Genomic DNA, 18,169 nt, shown 5'->3' on the forward strand with positions numbered 1-18,169 from the left:
TACACGCCCGCATGAAAGCGCCATAATGTAACCGGATCCAAGAAATGATTAGGAGGCTGCGCAGCATGAGTCAAGCTTTACCGAAAGGATTTTTATGGGGCAATTCCACTTCCAGCATGCAGACAGAAGGCGGCTGGAACGAAGGCGGCAAAGGGAAGTCGGTGTACGACGACCGCCCAGCTTCGAAGGACGCTTCGGACTGGCACGTTGCCATTGACGATTACCACCGCTACGACGAGGACATTAAGCTCATGGCCGATCAGGGCATGAATGCTTACCGGTTCCAGATTTCCTGGAGCCGGGTCTGCCCGACCGGCGATGGCGACTTCAACGAGGAAGGCATCAAGTTCTATTCCGACTTGATCGACAAGCTCATTAAAGCCGGGATCACCCCGATGATTTGCCTGTACCACTTCGACATGCCACTGGCCTTAGCCGAGAAGTACAACGGCTTTGCCAGTCGCCACGTCGTTGAGGCGTTCGTCCGCTACGGCAAGAAGATGGTCGATGAATTCGCGGATCGTGTTCCGTACTGGATCACGTTCAACGAACAAAATCTGTACTTCATGCCCGATGCGTACCGCATTGCTGGTGACCTGGATGGTGAACGGAGCGATGCCGCTTTGTACACCATTTCCCACCACGTGATGGTCGCCCACGCCGAGGTCGCCAATTACCTGCACGAAAAGTCTGCCGCCAAGATCGGCGGGATGCTTGCCTACAGTGAGGTTTACCCGGCCAGCTCCAAGCCGCGCGATATTCTCTACGCGCGCCAGATCGACGAGTTTTTCAACAAGAACCTGTTGGACGTGTTCGTTAACGGTCAGTACTCCACGGAAGTCATGACCTTCGTCAAGAACCACGGCATCGACATGGACTTCACCGATGCCGACAAGGCCGCATTCAAGCAGCTGAAGAGCGACTTCATCGCCTTTTCCTACTACCGGTCCGGCCAGATCAACTCCGACAAGGTGCCAATCAACACGATCGTCAACCACTATCTCGACTACGGCTCCGAGCAAGTGCCCGGGCTGCAAGTCAACGAGTGGGGCTGGAACGTTGATCCGCTAGGCTTCCGCGACATTCTCACCAAAGTTTACGATCAGTACCACGTGCCCATGTTCCCGATCGAAAACGGGATCGGCATCCGCGAGCACTACACTGGCAAGCAGATCCAGGACGACTACCGGATCGACTACCACCGCGTGCACATTCAAGCGCTCAAGGATGCGGTGTACGAAGATGGCGTTGACGTCATCGGGTACCTCGGCTGGGGGCTGATTGATATTCCTAGCTCCAGCGGCAACATGGACAAGCGTTACGGCATGGTCTATGTCAACCGTACCAATTCAGATCTGAAGGACCTTAAGCGGGTCCCGAAGAAGTCCTACGCGTGGTTTAAGCACGTGATTGAAACCAATGGGGCAGATCTGAGCTAAAGCTTCTAGCTATTTTTTCACTGTTTTGATGTATCTAAAAGGGGGATTATTTATGGCCAAAGAGACCTCGTCCGAGAAGTTGCAGAACAATGCCTTCTTGAACAAGTTTACGGAGATCGCGGTCAAGTTTGGCAACCTACTGTATCTGCGCTCATTGCGTGATGCGTTCGCTGTCATCCTGCCGGTCTTCATTATCGCCGGCCTTGGCACGATGCTGAACAACACCGTGTTCATGTGGCTGTTTAAAGGCGCAACACTTGCCAAGTGGCAGGTGTTCGGCAACGCCATTACTAATGGGACCTTGAACGTCGCCGGCATCCTGGTTGCACCAATGATCGGGTACTGCCTGGCCCGTAACATGAACTTCGACAACCCAATCGCTGCCGCAGCGATGTCACTAGCTTCCACGTTTATCGTGATGCCGCAGTCCATTCCAGCCACCACACTGGCTGGCAAAGCTGTGACTGTCAGCGGCGCTTACTCCACACTGTGGACAGGCACGCAGGGCATGTTTGGTGGGATCATCGTTGGCTTGGTTGCCACGACGATTTTCGTCAAACTTGCCAGCATCAAGAAGTTGCAGATCAACCTGGGCGAAAACGTGCCGCCGGCTGTTTCGGCCTCATTTAGTGTTTTGCTTCCAGCCCTGATTCTGATGTCGTTATTCGCGATCATCACCGCCCTTCTTTCGGGGATCTTCAACTCCGATTTGATCGGCCTGATCAAGACCTGGATTCAGGAGCCACTGCGCGGGTTTAACACCAGTTTGGTTGGTTACTGTGTCATTTACTTCTTTGCGAACTTGCTGTTTACCTTCGGGATTCACCAGACTGTCCTTTCCGGCTCTCTGCTCGATCCGCTGGTTCTGATCAACATGAACCAGAACATGGCGGCTTATGCTGCTCACAAGGCAATTCCCAACATTATCAACACCAGTTTTGTTTCCAGTTTCACCCTGGTCGGCGGCTCTGGTTCTACGATTTCGCTGATCATCGCGATTCTGCTGTTCAGTAAAGTGAAGTCTTCCCGTCAGGTCGCGGCTTTGTCTCTTGGCCCTGGGATCTTCAACATCAACGAACCAATGATCTTTGGTTATCCAATTGTCTTTAACCTGCCAATGATGATTCCATTCGTTCTGTTCCCAATCGTTGGGACTTTGATTGGTTACTATGCAACGGCTGCGAGTCTGATTTCCAGAATGGTCGTGCTGGTTCCTTGGACCACGCCGCCGGTTATCGGTCCATGGCTTGCCACTGCTGGTGACTGGCGTGCGGTCGTGGTTCAGATCATCGTCATCGCTGTCGGCGTTCTGCTTTACCTGCCATTCATGAAGATTTCCGAACGCGTTGCCGCTCAGGAAGCCAAGATGGACGAAGCAGATTCAACCGAAGCTTAGTTTTCAGTGCGAAGGAGGGTAGACATGGAGAAAAGGAAACCTGCCGCTGGCAATCCGCGGCGTATCTGGATTAGTATCGCTGGTGCGGTATTGATGCTGATGCTGGCAATCAATGATATCAGCCGCTTCGGCTGGGGCATTGTGACCCTTTCGACGTTTGCCATCTGTGCGTACTTCATTTACGAAATTGTTCAGACCATTCGCAATCCTCAGCGGGTCGCGGATCGCCTCGATAAACATCACCGGTGGCACTAAGCCGGCGGGCAGCTCGTTGCACAAGCAGCGGGCTGTTTTTTTGTTGTAAGGCTGGCATTGAGGGGCGCAAACGCGGACGAGAAAAAATAACAAAAATTAGTTGACGGCGGTTTCATTGCGTGCAATACTATATCTGGATGACGAGTGGGTGGGGAAGGAACAACCCCATCAGCACCACTCGCCGACTACCGGGCAATCCGACCTCACTGTGAGGTTGACCCGGCGTGCTGAGCCGCCAGCTGGTTGGCTATGAAGACCACGTTAATCGCGTGGGGTCCTTTCAGGACGCATGGCAGGATGCTGCTATCACTTTCCTAACTTAATCAAGCGACTCGAAGCGGCAACGCGACGGGGATAGCAGGCAGGGGCGACCCTGCAATAAAAGTCCCCGGGCTTATCCCGGGGGCCGCGGACACCATTTCGCAGGAAATGGTGTCTTTGTCGTGTCTTTTTTCTGTGAAGGCGCGAGTCATACGCAAGGCCTTATTTCACTATTGATGGCGCTTACATGATATACTCGCGGTGACAAGGGGGCGACAGTCATGGATGAGACGCTAGCCAAGTGGCTGTATTTGTTTAATCGCGGCGATGATAATCAGAGCTTCAGGCGTTTTGGCGCGCACCGTGTGGACTCGGGTCGCTGGCAGTTTTTGGTCTGGGCCCCACACGCCAAGGCCGTTGCAATTGTTGGCGAGTTTTCTGATTGGCAGCCGGCAGCGTTAAAGCCGGTTGGTGAAACTGGGTGCTGGCTTGGCGAGCACGCAGGCGCCGTCGGTCAGCTCTACAAGGTGCAGGTGACGACCCACACGGGTGAGATCGTCGAAAAAATCGATCCGTTTGCCTTTGCGTTCGAGAAAAAGCCAGGCACTGCCGCCAAGCTGACTGATCTGCCCCAGCACGCCTGGCAGGATACCGCCTGGCTGACCCAGCGCAAGAATCACCCGTCGTATGACCGTCCGCTGAACATTTACGAGCTGCATTTGGGGTCGTTCAAACGGCACGATGACGGCAGTTACATCACCTACCGCGAGGCCATCAACGAAGTGCTGCCCTACGTCAAAAAGCTTGGGTACACGCACCTGGAGCTGATGCCGCTGATGGAGCACCTGCTGGATGCCAGCTGGGGGTATCAACTGATGGGGTACTTCGCCCCGACCAGCCGTTTTGGCCCGCCCGAGGATTTTCTGGCCTTCATCGACGCAGCGCACCAGCTGGGGCTGGGCGTGATCATGGACTGGGTGCCCGGGCACTTCATTCGCAACACCGACACCCTGGCGCAGTTCGACGGCACGCCGACCTTTGAATACGCCGATCCGCACCGCGCCGACAATGTCCGGTGGGGGACTTGGAACTTTGACTTGGGCAAGGCGCAGGTGCAAAGCTTCCTGCTATCATCGGCGATGTTCTGGCTGGACTGGTGCCACCTGGACGGCCTGCGCGTCGACGCTGTGTCGAACATGCTGTACATGGATTACGATGCCGGCAAAGAACACGATCGCAATCGCTTTGGCGGCCGGGAGAATCTGGAAGGCACCGCCTTTTTGAAGCGACTTAACACGCAGGTGTTCGCCGCGCACCCAGATGTACTCATGATCGCCGAGGAAAGTTCGGATTACCCCAAGGTTTCTGCCCCAATTGACACCGGGGGCCTGGGGTTCAATTACAAGTGGAACATGGGCTGGATGAACGACACGCTCAAGTACTTCAGCACGGATCCGTATGCGCGCCAAGCGCACATTGACCAACTGACGTTTTCTTGGGTCTACATGCAAAACGAGCAATTCATTCTGCCGTTTTCACATGACGAGGTGGTGCACGGGAAAAAGTCGCTGATGCATAAAATGCCCGGCGACCGTTACAACCAGTTTGCCAACCTGCGGACCATGGCAGTTTGGCACATGACCTTCCCGGGCAAAAAACTGCTGTTTATGGGCAGCGAGTGGGGTCAGTTTCTTGAATGGCGCGACTGGAGCCAGCTCGAGTGGGTGGACCTAAACGACCCGATGAATGAGAAGATGCAGACCTTCACGACGGTCTTGAACCACCTGTACCAGGCGACCCCGGCGCTGTGGCAGGAAGACTTTCAGGCGCATGGCATTAACATCACGATTGGCGACCGCAGTGATGTGATCGCCTACGAGCGGCGCGCCAGAGCAGACAAGGACCGCTTGATCGTGGTGTTGAACCTGTTGCCAGAGCAGCGCGATAACTTCATTGTGCCGGTCCCTCGCGCCGGGACTTACGAGATTGTCCTAAACACAGAAAGTGCGCGGTTTGGCGGCACGTGGACGCACCTGCAGCGGCGCCTGCGCACCCGCGGCAAGCTAGAGCGTGGCCAGCCAGACAGCGTGGCGGTGGTGCTGCCGGCGATGGGGGCGCTGTTGATCAAGCCGCTGACAGAGAAGACGCAAGGAGCAGGTTCCATGGAGGTGAAACGCGATGACTAAAGTGTTATTTGCGGCGGCGGAAGGCGCGCCGTTTTACAAAACCGGTGGGCTGGGTGATGTGGCCTACGCCTTGCCGCAGGCGCTGCACCAGGCCGGCGTTGATGTGCGGGTGGTGCTGCCGTACTACGGCAAGAAAATGCCAACGCAGTACGCGGCCAAGCTCAAGGACCGCGCCCAGTTTACGGTGCAAGTCGGCGATCAGGCCAAGTATGTTGGGATTAAAACGCTGAGCCTGAACGGCGTGCCCTATTATCTGATCGACAACGAGGAATTTTTCGGGCGCGATGGCTTATACGGCTACTGGGACGACGGCGGCCGGTTTGGCTTTTTCCAGATGGCGATTATCGAAATGCTTCAGGTGCTGGACTTCTTCCCGGACGTCCTGCATGTCAACGACTGGCACACCGCGTTTATCCCGGTGCTGCTGCACGACAAGTACGCCTGGATTGAAGCGTACCAGAGCATCAAAACCGAGCTGACGATTCACAACCTGCAGTTTCAGGGATGGTTTCCGGCCAGCATCTTGGATACGGTCTTTGGCATCGGGCGCCAGTTCTTCAACGATGACGGGTTCGCGCAGGACGGGCAGGTCAACTGGCTCAAGGGCGGGATCAACTTTGCCGACCTGGTCACGACGGTCAGCCCGACTTATGCACAGGAGATCCAGACCCCTGAATTTGGCCAGCACCTTGACGGCACCTTGCGCCGGCAGGCCTGGAAGCTGCGCGGGATCTTGAACGGTATCGACACCAAACTGTACGACCCAGCCAAGGATCAAAATCTCAAGGTCCCATATTCGGCCAAAACGGTGAAGGACAAAGCCAAGGACAAGCGCGACCTACAGAAAACGGTTGGCCTGCCGCAGCGCAGCGTGCCGCTGTTTGGCATTGTGTCACGGCTGACCCAGCAAAAGGGGATGGACCAACTACTTGACGCACTGGCGATGCTGCTGCCGGGCGAAGACATTCAGGTGGTCATGCTGGGCACTGGTGACAGCGACCTAGAAGAGGGCTTCAATCACTTACATGACCGCTTTGCCGGCAAGGTGGCGAGCCTGGTGCGTTTTGACGAAGGGCTGGCCCAGAAAATTTACGGCGGGGCAGACTTTTTCGTGATGCCAAGTGCCTTTGAGCCCAGTGGGCTGGCGCAAATGATGGCGATGCGGTACGGCACGCTGCCAATCGTCCATGAAACCGGCGGCCTGCGCGATTCCGTTCAGGCGTACGATGCCACCACTGGGGGTGGGACCGGTTTTTCGTATTACGATTTCACCCCGCAGGTGCTGGCCGAGACGCTGGTGCGCGCGTCAACAATTTGGCGGGATCAGCCCAAAGTATACTTACAGCTGCAGCAGCAGGCAATGGCCCAGGACTTTGACTGGGTCCACGCGGCGAAGGACTATTTGGCAACTTACCAGCAGCTGTAGCAAAGTGGAGGGACACACATGGCACTGACGACAGCACAATTTATCCGCGAATTTGAAGATAATGCCTTGGCCTTGTTTGCCGACGATATGCCCAAGCTGTCACCGCAGCAGCAGTACCAAGCGCTGGCAGTAACGGTCAAGCGCTATTACGCCAAGGACTGGGCCAAGACCAAGGACCACTACGACCGCACGCAGCAAAAGCAGGTTTACTATTTTTCCATCGAGTTTCTGCCGGGGCGGCTGCTGGCCTCGAATCTGTTGAACTTGGGCATTAAGGACACGGTGGAAGCCGGCCTGCGCAAGCTGGGACTTGATCCGGCGGTCATTTACGCGCAAGAGGCCGACCCCGGGCTGGGCAACGGGGGCCTGGGCCGGCTGGCTGCGGCTTTTCTGGACAGCATGGCCAGTATCGGCATGGCCGGCAACGGCAACGGGATTCGCTACCAGTATGGCCTGTTCCAGCAGCGCTTTGTAGACGGCTATCAGGTCGAGTTGCCGGATGACTGGCTGCGCGATCCGGACATGTGGGAGACGCGGAAGGAAAACCGTGCGGTCATCGTGAAGTACGGCGGGCAAGTCGAGTTGCGGCCGCGCCCAAACGGTACGCTGCAGGCCATCACCCACAACACCGACGACGTGCTGGCGGTGCCCTACGACACGCCGATGGTCGGCTACCACACCGGCGTGGTTAACACGCTGCGGCTGTGGGCCGCCGAGACAGTGCCAGGCCGGGTTCACAATCTGGCGGAAAAGGCGCGGGTCAACCAGATCACGCAGATCTTGTACCCGGATGACTCCGATTCGGCCGGCCGCGAGCTGCGGCTGCGGCAGGAGTATTTTTTCGTCTCGGCGGGGATTCAAAGTATCATCACGCACTTCAAACGGTTCCATAGCGACCTGGTGGTGCTGCCGCACTTTGTCGCTATCCATATCAACGACACGCATCCGGCGATGGCGGTGCTGGAGCTGATGCGCATCTTGCTGGACGAAGAGGAAATGAGCTGGGACCAGGCTTGGAATGTGACGGTCAACACCATGAGTTACACCAATCACACACTGATGGCCGAGGCGCTCGAAAGCTGGCCTCAGGCGATGTTCCAGGGGCTGTTACCACGGCTGTTTCAGATCGCGCAGGAAATCGACCGGCGGTTTCGGCTGACGTACGCCAGACGCTATGGCGAGCTGGTGGTGAACAACGCGGCCCCGCTTGCTGACGGTCAGCTGCGCATGGCGTTTCTGGCGGTAATCGGCAGCCATCAGGTCAACGGGGTGGCCAAGCTGCATTCCGAGCTGCTGAAGCAAAGCGTGCTGAAGGACCTTTACCAGATTTTTCCGGAGCGCTTCACCAACGAGACCAACGGCATCACGCAGCGGCGCTGGGTACAGATCGCGGATCCCGCGCTGGCAGCGCTGATCGATCGCAAAATCGGGCCAGCGTGGCGCCGCAACCCGCTGCAGTTGACGCAGCTGCGCCAGTTTGAAACTGATGAAGACTTTTTGAAAGCGCTGATGGCCGCCAAGCAGGCAAATAAGCAGCGACTGGCCGATTTGATTCAGCGCCAGCTAGGGCTGACTGTAGCTCCGGCTGCGCTGTTTGACGTGCAGATCAAGCGGCTGCACGCGTACAAGCGTCAACTGCTCCACGTTTTCGGCATTCTGGAGGCTTATCTCGCTTTGAAAAACGGTGAGGAGCGGCCGCCGCGGGTCCATGTCTTCGGCGCCAAGGCAGCGCCAAGCTACCAATACGCCAAGGCGGTCATTAAGCTGATCAACGCGGTGGCCGACCTAGTCAACCACGATCCGGCGGTCAACGCCAAACTCAGGGTCGCCTTTTTGCCCAATTACGGCGTCAGTTTGGGCGAGCAGATCATTCCGGCGGCGGACATCTCAGAGCAGATCTCGCTGGCGGGCACCGAGGCGTCGGGCACGTCCAACATGAAGCTGATGGCGACCGGGGCACTGACGCTGGCCACGCTGGATGGCGCAAATATTGAAATCCGCGATGCGGCGGGCAAGGACACGATGGCCGTGTTTGGACTGACGGCCCAGCAGGTCGAAGCGGCGCAGCGCGAACACAGCTATCACGCGCGAAAGCTGTATGAGCAAGATCCGCTGCTCCACCGCATTGTGGACATGCTGACAGACGGGTCCATTCCCGGAATCGCCAGTGAGGGCCGCGAGATTCAAGACGAGCTGCTGGAGTATAACGACAATTACTTCGTTCTGGCCGATTTTGAAAGCTATGTCGCGGCGTCCCGCCGGCTGGATGCGCTGTACCAGACGCCGCTGGCGTGGGCCAAGGTCGCCTTGGCGAACATCGCCGCTAGCGGGCAGTTCGCGGCGGATTTCACGGTTGCCCGCTACGGCCGCGAAATCTGGCAGGTGCTGCCAAGCCAGCCGGCAGACGAGTAGGAGGCACTGATGGAATACGATTCGTTTTTAGACCGTACGCCAAGCGGTGCAGTGGTGGCCGGGACCGCAATCCACTTCATGGTGCAAGGACGTGACGCCGACACGGTGTCGCTGGTGCTCCGAAAAGACGGGGAAGCGGCGGCCAGTTATCATTTGGCGCACACCGCCGAGGCCTTTGAAGGCAGCACGCCGGCGCTGACTGTGGGGCTGTGGTGGTACCAGTTTGCCGCGGCTGGCCCGACCGGCGATGGTGTGCTCGCCCCCAGCCGCAGCGGCGTCGGCGGTTCGGCAAGCTGGTACCAAGGCGAAGACGAGGCGCCGTGGTACCAGTTGACCGTGGTGGCACGCCAAGAGACGGTGCCGGCATGGTATCAAAACGCGCGGATCTACCATATTTTTGTCGACCGCTTTAACAACGGCAATGCAGATGGCCACGTGAACGCCCCAAAGGCCAACACTTTTTTGTACGGTCAGCTGAGTGATGACCCATACTACATCAAGGATGCGGCCGGTGAGGTGGTGCGCTGGGACTTTTACGGCGGCAACCTGCAAGGCATCATTCAAAAGCTGGACGTGATCGCGGCACGTGGTTTTACCGCACTGTACCTCAGTCCAATTTTTGAGGCGGCCAGCAACCACCGCTATGACACGGGTGATTACTTCAAAATCGACCCGGTGCTGGGGACGCTTGCGGATTTTAAGGCGCTGGTGGCGGCCGTGCACGCCCGGGGGATGCATCTGATCTTGGACGGCGTCTTCAATCACGTTGGCCGCGATTCCCGTTACTTCAACGCGTTTGGCCATTACCCGACGGTCGGCGCGGCGCAGGATCCGAGGAGCCCCTACGCGGACTGGTTCACCTTTAAGCATTTTCCCGATGATTATGCGAGCTGGTGGGGCGTTTTGGACCTGCCGGCGATTAATAAGCAGAGCCAGTCCTTTCACGACTTCATTGCCAAAGGCCCTGACTCGATGATCGGCTACTGGACGGGGCTGGGGGTTGACGGCTGGCGGCTGGACGTCGCCGATGAGCTCGATTTGGGCTTTCTGCGTCAGATTCGCCGGTTGCTGGACCAGTATCCCGAACGCGTCTTGATCGGCGAGGTCTGGGAGGATGCCTCAAACAAGGTCGCGTACGGTGCACGGAGGCCGTACCTGATGGGTGACATGCTGCAAAGCGTGATGAATTATCCCCAGCGCGCCTTGATTCTGGATTTTGTGTTGGCCAAGCAGCCGGCCGCCGCTGTCTTGCAGCAGCTCCTGACGCTGCAGGAAAACTATCCGCCCGCTGTCTTCCAGTCCAATTTCACAAGTTTAAGCACGCACGACACGCCGCGGGTGCTGACCGTTTTGGGCGAGAACATGGCGGCCTTAACGCAGGCGGTGATGCTGTGGACGATGCTGCCTGGCGATCAGGTCGGTTATTATGGCGACGAGGCTGGGCTGACCGGCGGGGCCGACCCGCAGAATCGCAAGTTCTACCCGTGGGGTCGAGAAAATCAGGCGGTGTTGGCCATTTATCAGCAGGCCGCCGCATGGCGTCGGCGTCCAGTGCTGCAAAATACCGCCGCGTTCACCGGTTTCACTTTTGGTGCCGGGCTGGGCGTGGTGCGTGAGTCTGCCGGCCAATCGCTGGTCGCGCTGTTTAACCCGACCGATCAGCCGATGACCTTCACCCCGGCGCAGGCGGATCTGCGGTATTTGACGACTGATCAGCAGGCGCTGTTGCGGGCGGCAACGCTCTCGCCGCATGGTCAGGTGATTCAATCTAGCGACTAAAAAAGCCGTGGGCCTCTTGGTTGAAGAGACTCACGGCTGATTGAGTTAATGGCCCATCTCCGGCATCAGGGTTTCGCGCAGTCCACCGGTTTGGCTGATGCGCGTGTCCTTGGTGATGAAGACCGCCTCGGCGCCTTCGTTTTCCATCAGGGTCAGGCCTTCTGGCAGGCCGGCATAGAAGCCAATAGAGGATAGCACGTCGGCCTTTTCGGCGGAATCGGCGACCACCGTGATGCTGGCCATGTCGGATTCGACCGGGCTGCCGGTTTGCGGGTCGAGCAAATGGTGATAGATGTGGCCGCGGCGATCGAAGTGCCGGAAGTAAATACCGGTCGTGACCAGCGCCTTGGGGGCCGTGGTCAAGGTGGCAATCGGCGGATTCTTCGGGTCGCGCGGATCCGGTAGGCCAACCTGCCACAGTGGCACGCCGCCTTCACTGTTGCCAATCAGCACCTGGTTGCCGGCCAGGTCGATGCGGCCGCCGGTAACGCCGCGGCGCGTCCACAAGTGAGCCAGCTCGTCGAGGATGAAGCCCTTGGCGATGCCGCCAAGGTCCAGGGCCATGCCGGGCTGGCTGAGAAACACGGTTTGCGCCTCAGAGTCCAGAATGACCTGGTCGGGATCCGTCAGTGCCAGTTTTGCCTTGATCTGGTCGGACGAGGGGACGCTGGCGTCGTCAAAACCGATCCGCCACAACCCGACCAGCGGGCCAATCAAGGCGTTATATCCCAGTCCACGCTTGCTCCACGCCACGGCGCGCGCAATGAGGTTGAACACCGGCCGCACCGGAATCTGCACCGGCGATAGGCCGGCCTGTTGATTGATTTGCGCGAGCAGCGAGGTCGAGTCATAGAAGGACAGGAGCTTGGCGTACGCAGAGACGAGGGCGACACTTCTGTCAAACGTGCCAGGCTCACCGCCGCTGTAGATAGTCAAAGTGTTCTTGGCGCCGAGGCCGTCGAATTGAAAGGTAGATGTCATTGGGAAACCTCTTTTCTGAGTGCCAGATGCCGGCACGCTATTCGCTCTTATTATCCTGCCATTGGGAAACGTTTTCAAGCGACGGGGACTAAAGTTATTGTTGGCAAAAAATATTTTTAAAAAATGTCAAGACAGGGCAAATAAAAGTAGTATTATATAAATCAATAAATACTTTGGAGGTGTTGGTGATGATCAATTACACGGCGGCCCACGAGGCGGCCTTGACTGAGTTTAAGGCGGATATCGGGCACTTGAACGCGCTGGCCAATGCAAATCGGCAGAAATTACTCATGATTTTGGGGCAGAGTTCAGACGGTCAAGGAGTCAAGGTCAACGATTTGGCGAAAGAGATAGGACTTTCGCAGCCGGCCACCTCGCACCACCTGAAGACGCTGCACGATATTGGCATGGTGGGGTCACGCCAAGAAGGCAACGTTGTGTACTACTATCTGACACTTGACGACACGATTCACCGGCTGGAGCGGATCACCGCGGCGTTGCGGGCGCGGGCGGCCGAAACGGCAGACGAAGATTGACAGTAGGCCGCTATGGTGGGACACTAAGGACAATATTTCGACCGGAAGTTCAGTAGTTTAGCAGCGGATGCCTCAGAAAGTCGGCGGGGGATGAAAGCCGACCTTCGCTGCCTGACGAATTACACCTTCGCAGCATGGCCTACGGGTGATGGCGTTATTCATCGAGAGTGATGGCTGGTTAGCCATAACGTGGGTGGTACCGCGGAATTTTCCGTCCCTGTTTGCAGATGCGAACAGGGCTTTTTTTCGGTCGTAACCTTAATAGGAGGAACATAATGGCAGAGAATATTTTAGACGAGCTGGCGTGGCGTGGCGCCTTGAATCAACTCACCGATGAGGACGGTCTGCGCAAGTTAACGTCTGAAAAGCATGTTGGCATTTACGTGGGGACTGATCCGACCGGCGACTCGCTGCACGTGGGGCACCTGATCCCGTTCATGATGCTGAAGCGCTTCCAGTTGATGGGGCACAAGCCCGTGATCGTTATTGGCGGCGGCACCGGCTCGATTGGTGACCCCTCCGGTCGCAATTCCGAGCGCGTGCTGCAGACAATGGCCACCATTGACGAGAACAAGAAAAAGCTGACTGTGCAGATGGAGCGCCTGTTTGGCACGGACAATTTCCGCATCGTTGACAACTACAGCTGGCTTAGTAAGCTCAGCCTGCTTGATTTTCTGCGCGATTACGGCAAGTTGTTCCCGGTCAACCAGATGCTGAACAAGGAAGTGGTGGCCAGCCGGCTGGAAAACGGGATCTCATACACCGAATTCACTTACCAGATCCTCCAGTCGATCGACTTTTTGAAGCTGTACCAAACCGAGGACGTGCAGGTGCAACTGGGCGGCGCCGATCAGTGGGGTAACATCACCGCCGGCATCGACCTGATCCACAAGGTGGAAGGTCCGGACGCCAAGGTGTACGGGCTGACCAACCCGCTGATGCTTAAGTCGGATGGCACCAAGTTCGGCAAGTCGGCCGGCGGCGCGGTTTGGCTCGATCCCGAAAAGACCTCGCCCTACGAGTTCTACCAGTTCTGGTTCAACCAGGATGATCAGGACGTTGAAAAGTTTCTGAAGTTCTTCACCTTCTTATCTAAAGAAGAGATTCAGGATCTGGTCGAGGCAACTGAGACGCATCCGGAAAACCGGGAAGCGCAGCGCCGGTTGGCCCAGGAAGTCACCAAGTTCGTGCACGGCCAGAAAGCCGTCGACCAGGCTGAAGCCATCTCCGCCGCACTGTTCTCTGGCGATGTGCAGGACCTGACGGCTGAGGAAATCGAGCAGGGCTTCAAGCAGTTTCCAAGCAAAACGGCGCCGGCCGCCCCTGAGAACATTGTGACTTGGCTGGTGGACACCACCGGCATCGAATCTTCACGGCGGCAGGCACGCGAAGACGTCCAAAACGGTGCTATCACCATTAATGGTGAAAAGCGGCGCGACCTTGACTTCACCGTGGACCCGAGCGCGCATTTTGACGGCGCGTTCACAATCGTGCGCCGCGGCAAGAAGAAGTACTTTCTGGTCCGGATTCAAAAGTAAGCGTCCGGCCCAGAAGAGGTCAATAAAGCGACGGCAGCGTCGCTTTTTTCGTGGCCGCCACCAGCGTGGCCTCGGGTCAGGATGCTATACTAATAAAAAAGGGGGAATTCGGCATGGCCTATTCGGTGATTGGTGCGACTTATCAAAATCAGTCGCTGACCGTCTTTTATTCTGGGCTGGACGGCCAGCGGCTGCTCAGTTTTGAGGCGGCGGGCCACGAAGCCCTGCGGCTGCTCAACGCGGAGCTTTCGGCCTGCCCGCTGCCGGATATCCATGAGCTGGCTGAGCAGGTGCTGACGTTTGCCATCAAGCGGCCGGTCGACCTGCATCGGCTGGAGGAAGCCACCGGCGATGCACTTTCGGTCAGCTGGTTTGCCGATGATCACTTCATCATCGCGGTGATGGATCGAACCGAGGCCTTTCAGCTGCACCTGGAGGTCGTCCCCGTTCGGGCTGAATAAGTGGTTTTGCTCAGGTTGAGAGCAGGCCAAATTGCCTTTGTCGCGTTTCACAAAACGACGCCCAACTGACAGGCGCTCCTGCACCGCGATTCGATCAATGAATCGTGGTGCAGGAGTGCTTTTGCTTTGGGCTAAAAACATTTTTGCCCGCCGGGAATTGACTCGGTTTATTAACTACTCTGTAACGCCGGTGTAACTTCCAACTGATATGTTGATGACAGTCAAAACAGAGGAGTGTGTCAATATGAGGTTAGGGAAGATTGCGGCCGCTTTGGGGGCTGCCGCGCTGATCGGGATTGCCGGCGGATCCCAAACGATGGTTTCGGCGGCCCCGACGGCAAGCACGAGTCAGCCAACTGACGTGATCGAACAGTTGCGAGCAGCTCAGGACCAGGTCCTAAAGTCCAGTAATGAGGCCTCAAACCTGGTCACAAAAATTGCTCAAACTCAAGCGGCTATCGATGATACGCAAGGTAAAATTGGCAAATATCAGGTGCAAATCGATAACGCCACTACTGAGGTGAAAAGTCGCAAGGCGGTGCTGAAAAACCAGCTGGTTGAGCTGCAAAAGCAGATCGGCGATTCGGCCACAGGCAACGTCTACGTTGACTTTTTGCTCAATGCCAAGAACTTCTCAGACTTGGTTGCCCGGGGCTTTACGGTTAACAAGCTTAACCAGGCCTCACGGGAGGCGCTTCAGTCCATTCAAGACGCCAAGGCGAAGGCGGAGACGTTGAAGCAGGCGGAAATAGCGAAAAAGGCCGAGTTAGTGGCCAATCAGGCTAAGCTGGAAGCGGCTAAAATTCAATTGGATAAGGCCACCGCACAGGCCAAAGCGGACGCCACTGCGTTGCAAGGAAAAGTGGCCGCCAGCAAGCCGCAGCTCGTTGCGCTGACGAGCGCCAAGAGTAAGCGTACTGCTTCGGCAGCCAAGGCGCTGGTTCAGGAGACCGCAACACCAGCCACTCAGGCTGCGCCGTCCCGGCCGACCCTCAATGGCGGCTCACTGGTGGCAAATGCCCTGGCGATGCAAGGGGTGCCATACGTTTCTGGTGGTAAGACCACTGCTGGGGTTGATTGTTCCGGCTTAGTGTACGTGGCTGGACGAGCAGCTGGCATTCCGGCGCTGAGCACTTACCACACTTCCCAGGCTCTCAGCTCGATGGGGCAAAATGTTTCAATGGGCAGTCTGCAGCCGGGAGACTTGCTTTTCTGGGGCCGCGTTGGCGCGGCCTACCACGTCGCCATTTACGTTGGCGGTGGCACCTACGTGCACGCGCCTAAGCCTGGCGATCGCGTACACACTGCCAGTATCAACGGCTACCGACCGAATTTTGCGCGGCGGCTTTAATCGGTTTCGCAATGTAAGCTCGCATCTCGGTGTGAGCTTTTTTCTGTGCCAATTTTGGCTTGTTTTATTCTCTGGTTTGTGCATGTACACCTCTCGAAAGTGGGGGAAATGTTGCATTTGCCATATTGCAACAAATGGCGACCTGACAGTCTTTGATTGTTAACCTCGCTGTAACACCTCTGTAACGTTCGCTTGTTACACTCGTCTACAGTTGATTCATTGAGGAGTGAATGTTTAATGAAAATTTCCAAAGCCTTATCAGTTATCGCGGTGGCTGCACTGCTGAGTGCCGGCACCTTAAGTACCGGGACAATCGTTTCCGCCGATTCTGTCAGCGACGCGAAGAGTGCCGTTTCGAAGAACCAGTCGGCCACAGCGGCACTTGTGACCAAGCTGCAGGATGCACAGGCTAATGTCAGCAAGATCAACAACCAAATCTCTGACAAAGTCGTTTCGATTCAAAACACCCAGGACAGTATCGATGCCGCTGAGACTAAGATCGCCGATTACGATGGCCAGATTCAGAAGGCCACCGCTGAGGTCAACAGTCGTAAAGCGGTTTTGAAGCGCCAACTGGTTTCGCTGCAAAAGCAGGTGGGCGATTCCGTTACTGGTAATGTCTACATGGACTTCATGCTGAACGCCAAGAACTTGTCCGATTTGGTTTCTCGCGGCTTCACCGTCAACAAGCTGAACCAAGCTAGCCAGGAAGCCCTGTCTGCGGTTCAGGAAGCAAAGGCGAAGGTCGCATCACTGAAATCCGAGCAGGAAGCCAAGCGGCAGCAGCTGGTTACCAGCAAAGCCACCCTGGTTGCCGATAAGGCCAAACTTGAGACAATGAAGGCTAGCGCCACCAAGCAGGCTAACGATCTTTCTGCTCAGGTCGAAGCAAACAAAGCGCAGTTGACCAATTTGCAGAGTTCGGTGTCCAAGGCAACTGCTGATGCTGCTGCCGCACTGGTTGCCCAGGCCAACACGGCTAAGGCCCAGCCACAAGCTGCAGTGGTGGCAACGAGTCATCACACGGCCGCTTCCGCTGCGACGACGATTGCATCGGCGACCCCGGCCGCTCATTACGGCAGTAACATGTCCGGCTTTGTGGCCGCGGCACTGGCTCAGCGCGGGAAACCTTACGTCTGGGGCGCTGCTGGTCCTTCATCCTTTGACTGCTCCGGGTTAGTGGTTTACGCCGCTAAGCTCGCCGGGCTTGGCAGCCTGCCTCACCAGGCTTCACAACTGCAGCAGATTGGGTCACCGGTATCACTTTCCAATCTGCAGCCGGGTGACTTGCTGTTCTGGGGTGCGCCAGCTTACCATGTTGCGATTTACATCGGCGGTGGCACTTTTGTTCACGCGCCAAATCCTGGCCAGACCGTGACGACTCAGAGCGTCGGTTCATGGACGCCAACCAATGCTCGCCGGATCTAACCAATTAAACATTTACTCAACGAGGTCGGCGATTTGCCGGCTTTTTTGATTGCTGGTTTTAAGGTAAAATGGGCCTAACAACCAAGGAGGGGCACTCATGCAGCGCAAATTGATCGTGATCACTGGCGCGACCGGCACTGGTAAGACCACCGTTTCTTCCTACCTGAAAAAGCACTACGGCGTTGACCGGGTGATGACCCACACCACCCGGCCGCGGCGGCCAGGCGAGGTGGATGGTGTGGATTATTTTTTTGAAACGCCAGAAAGCTTTGCCGCGAATCATTACATCGAGCATGTCACCTATGCGGGCTACGAGTACGGCAGTTCTTACGAGTCTCTGAATCGCGCGTGGACCCATGGCGATTTTGTCTCGATCGTGCTGGACACCAAGGGGGCCTTGACCTATGCGCGTCAGTTGGGCAATCGGCTGGCCGTGCTTTATCTCACGATTGAGGATCCGTCGATTCTGAGGCGGCGTTTATTGAGTCGCGGGGATCCCGAGGAAATGGTGGCCAAGCGGTTGGCCTCACCGGAGTATAAGCGCGACTTGCAGCTGCCAGCAGGGCTTACTGACGTCGCGACGGTCATCAAAAATGACGATTGGCAGCAGGCGTGCCGCCAGATCGATGCGTTCATGCAGCAGCTGACTCAGGCGGCAGTGGCCAAGGGGTAATTGCGGCTAGGCGCCTGATATGATAGACTGAACTAAATCGTAATCAG

The 18,169-nt window shown here is 56.8% G+C and carries 14 protein-coding genes; 13 read left to right on the forward strand and 1 reads right to left on the reverse strand.

Annotated elements, in window-relative coordinates; genetic code table 11:
- Positions 1–65: 65 nt before the first annotated feature.
- From JUE30_RS06075 to JUE30_RS06105, 7 genes are all read left to right on the forward strand, one after another.
- The gene (locus tag JUE30_RS06075; RefSeq protein ID WP_203624077.1) at positions 66–1,439 is read left to right on the forward strand and encodes a glycoside hydrolase family 1 protein; all 1,374 of its coding nucleotides are present in this window, start codon (positions 66–68) and stop codon (positions 1,437–1,439) included.
- A 52-nt stretch (positions 1,440–1,491) separates the two neighbouring features.
- Complete coding sequence (locus JUE30_RS06080; RefSeq protein WP_203624078.1) at positions 1,492–2,835, forward strand: PTS sugar transporter subunit IIC; 1,344 nt, start codon at positions 1,492–1,494, stop codon at positions 2,833–2,835.
- A gap of 24 nt (positions 2,836–2,859) precedes the next feature.
- On the forward strand, positions 2,860–3,090 hold the full coding sequence (locus tag JUE30_RS06085; RefSeq protein WP_125756900.1) for a hypothetical protein: 231 nt from the start codon (positions 2,860–2,862) through the stop codon (positions 3,088–3,090).
- A gap of 542 nt (positions 3,091–3,632) precedes the next feature.
- The gene (gene glgB / locus JUE30_RS06090) at positions 3,633–5,537 is read left to right on the forward strand and encodes a 1,4-alpha-glucan branching protein GlgB (RefSeq protein ID WP_203624079.1); all 1,905 of its coding nucleotides are present in this window, start codon (positions 3,633–3,635) and stop codon (positions 5,535–5,537) included.
- A complete protein-coding gene (gene glgA, locus JUE30_RS06095) occupies positions 5,530–6,963 on the forward strand; it encodes a glycogen synthase GlgA (protein ID WP_203624080.1) in 1,434 nt (477 codons plus the stop codon). Before glgB ends, glgA begins: the two co-directional genes overlap by 8 nt.
- A gap of 18 nt (positions 6,964–6,981) precedes the next feature.
- Positions 6,982–9,375 carry a glycogen/starch/alpha-glucan phosphorylase gene (locus JUE30_RS06100; RefSeq protein WP_203624081.1) on the forward strand — a complete coding sequence of 798 codons (2,394 nt, stop codon included), beginning with the start codon at positions 6,982–6,984 and terminating at the stop codon, positions 9,373–9,375.
- A gap of 6 nt (positions 9,376–9,381) precedes the next feature.
- Positions 9,382–11,154: a glycoside hydrolase family 13 protein gene (locus tag JUE30_RS06105; RefSeq protein ID WP_203624102.1), complete on the forward strand. Its 1,773-nt coding sequence runs from the start codon at positions 9,382–9,384 to the stop codon at positions 11,152–11,154.
- A 45-nt stretch (positions 11,155–11,199) separates the two neighbouring features.
- On the opposite strand, the gene JUE30_RS06110 is transcribed toward JUE30_RS06105, so the two are convergent.
- A complete protein-coding gene (locus tag JUE30_RS06110; RefSeq protein WP_203624082.1) occupies positions 11,200–12,135 on the reverse strand; it encodes an FAD:protein FMN transferase in 936 nt (311 codons plus the stop codon).
- A gap of 188 nt (positions 12,136–12,323) precedes the next feature.
- Between JUE30_RS06110 and JUE30_RS06115 the strand changes: the two genes are divergently transcribed.
- From JUE30_RS06115 to JUE30_RS06140, 6 genes are all read left to right on the forward strand, one after another.
- Positions 12,324–12,671 carry a helix-turn-helix transcriptional regulator gene (locus JUE30_RS06115; protein WP_125756890.1) on the forward strand — a complete coding sequence of 116 codons (348 nt, stop codon included), beginning with the start codon at positions 12,324–12,326 and terminating at the stop codon, positions 12,669–12,671.
- Positions 12,672–12,946: 275 nt separating this feature from the next.
- Positions 12,947–14,209: a tyrosine--tRNA ligase gene (gene tyrS / locus JUE30_RS06120; RefSeq protein ID WP_203624083.1), complete on the forward strand. Its 1,263-nt coding sequence runs from the start codon at positions 12,947–12,949 to the stop codon at positions 14,207–14,209.
- A 113-nt stretch (positions 14,210–14,322) separates the two neighbouring features.
- Positions 14,323–14,670, forward strand: a complete 348-nt coding sequence (locus JUE30_RS06125) for a hypothetical protein (protein WP_125756887.1) — start codon at positions 14,323–14,325, stop codon at positions 14,668–14,670.
- 244 nt (positions 14,671–14,914) lie between these two features.
- Entirely contained in the window at positions 14,915–16,021 is a 1,107-nt protein-coding gene (locus tag JUE30_RS06130; protein WP_203624084.1) for a C40 family peptidase, read from the forward strand.
- 237 nt (positions 16,022–16,258) lie between these two features.
- Positions 16,259–17,449, forward strand: coding sequence for a C40 family peptidase (locus JUE30_RS11340; protein WP_203624085.1), 1,191 nt, complete (start codon positions 16,259–16,261; stop codon positions 17,447–17,449).
- A 97-nt stretch (positions 17,450–17,546) separates the two neighbouring features.
- Entirely contained in the window at positions 17,547–18,122 is a 576-nt protein-coding gene (locus JUE30_RS06140) for a guanylate kinase (protein WP_203624086.1), read from the forward strand.
- The last annotated feature ends 47 nt before the right edge of the window (positions 18,123–18,169 follow it).

It is taken from the genome of Lacticaseibacillus sp. 866-1, from assembly GCF_016861825.1.
Lineage (GTDB): Bacteria > Bacillota > Bacilli > Lactobacillales > Lactobacillaceae > Lacticaseibacillus.

Excerpts from the sequence above, each read along its gene's own strand:
- JUE30_RS06075 (WP_203624077.1), top strand. The coding sequence starts at position 66 with ATGAGTCAAGCTTTACCGAAAGGATTTTTATGGGGCAATTCCACTTCC.
- JUE30_RS06080 (WP_203624078.1), top strand. The coding sequence starts at position 1,492 with ATGGCCAAAGAGACCTCGTCCGAGAAGTTGCAGAACAATGCCTTCTTG.
- JUE30_RS06085 (WP_125756900.1), top strand. The coding sequence starts at position 2,860 with ATGGAGAAAAGGAAACCTGCCGCTGGCAATCCGCGGCGTATCTGGATT.
- glgB (WP_203624079.1), top strand. The coding sequence starts at position 3,633 with ATGGATGAGACGCTAGCCAAGTGGCTGTATTTGTTTAATCGCGGCGAT.
- glgA (WP_203624080.1), top strand. The coding sequence starts at position 5,530 with ATGACTAAAGTGTTATTTGCGGCGGCGGAAGGCGCGCCGTTTTACAAA.
- JUE30_RS06100 (WP_203624081.1), top strand. The coding sequence starts at position 6,982 with ATGGCACTGACGACAGCACAATTTATCCGCGAATTTGAAGATAATGCC.
- JUE30_RS06110 (WP_203624082.1), bottom strand. The coding sequence starts at position 12,135 with ATGACATCTACCTTTCAATTCGACGGCCTCGGCGCCAAGAACACTTTG.
- JUE30_RS06115 (WP_125756890.1), top strand. The coding sequence starts at position 12,324 with ATGATCAATTACACGGCGGCCCACGAGGCGGCCTTGACTGAGTTTAAG.
- tyrS (WP_203624083.1), top strand. The coding sequence starts at position 12,947 with ATGGCAGAGAATATTTTAGACGAGCTGGCGTGGCGTGGCGCCTTGAAT.
- JUE30_RS06125 (WP_125756887.1), top strand. The coding sequence starts at position 14,323 with ATGGCCTATTCGGTGATTGGTGCGACTTATCAAAATCAGTCGCTGACC.
- JUE30_RS06130 (WP_203624084.1), top strand. The coding sequence starts at position 14,915 with ATGAGGTTAGGGAAGATTGCGGCCGCTTTGGGGGCTGCCGCGCTGATC.
- JUE30_RS11340 (WP_203624085.1), top strand. The coding sequence starts at position 16,259 with ATGAAAATTTCCAAAGCCTTATCAGTTATCGCGGTGGCTGCACTGCTG.
- JUE30_RS06140 (WP_203624086.1), top strand. The coding sequence starts at position 17,547 with ATGCAGCGCAAATTGATCGTGATCACTGGCGCGACCGGCACTGGTAAG.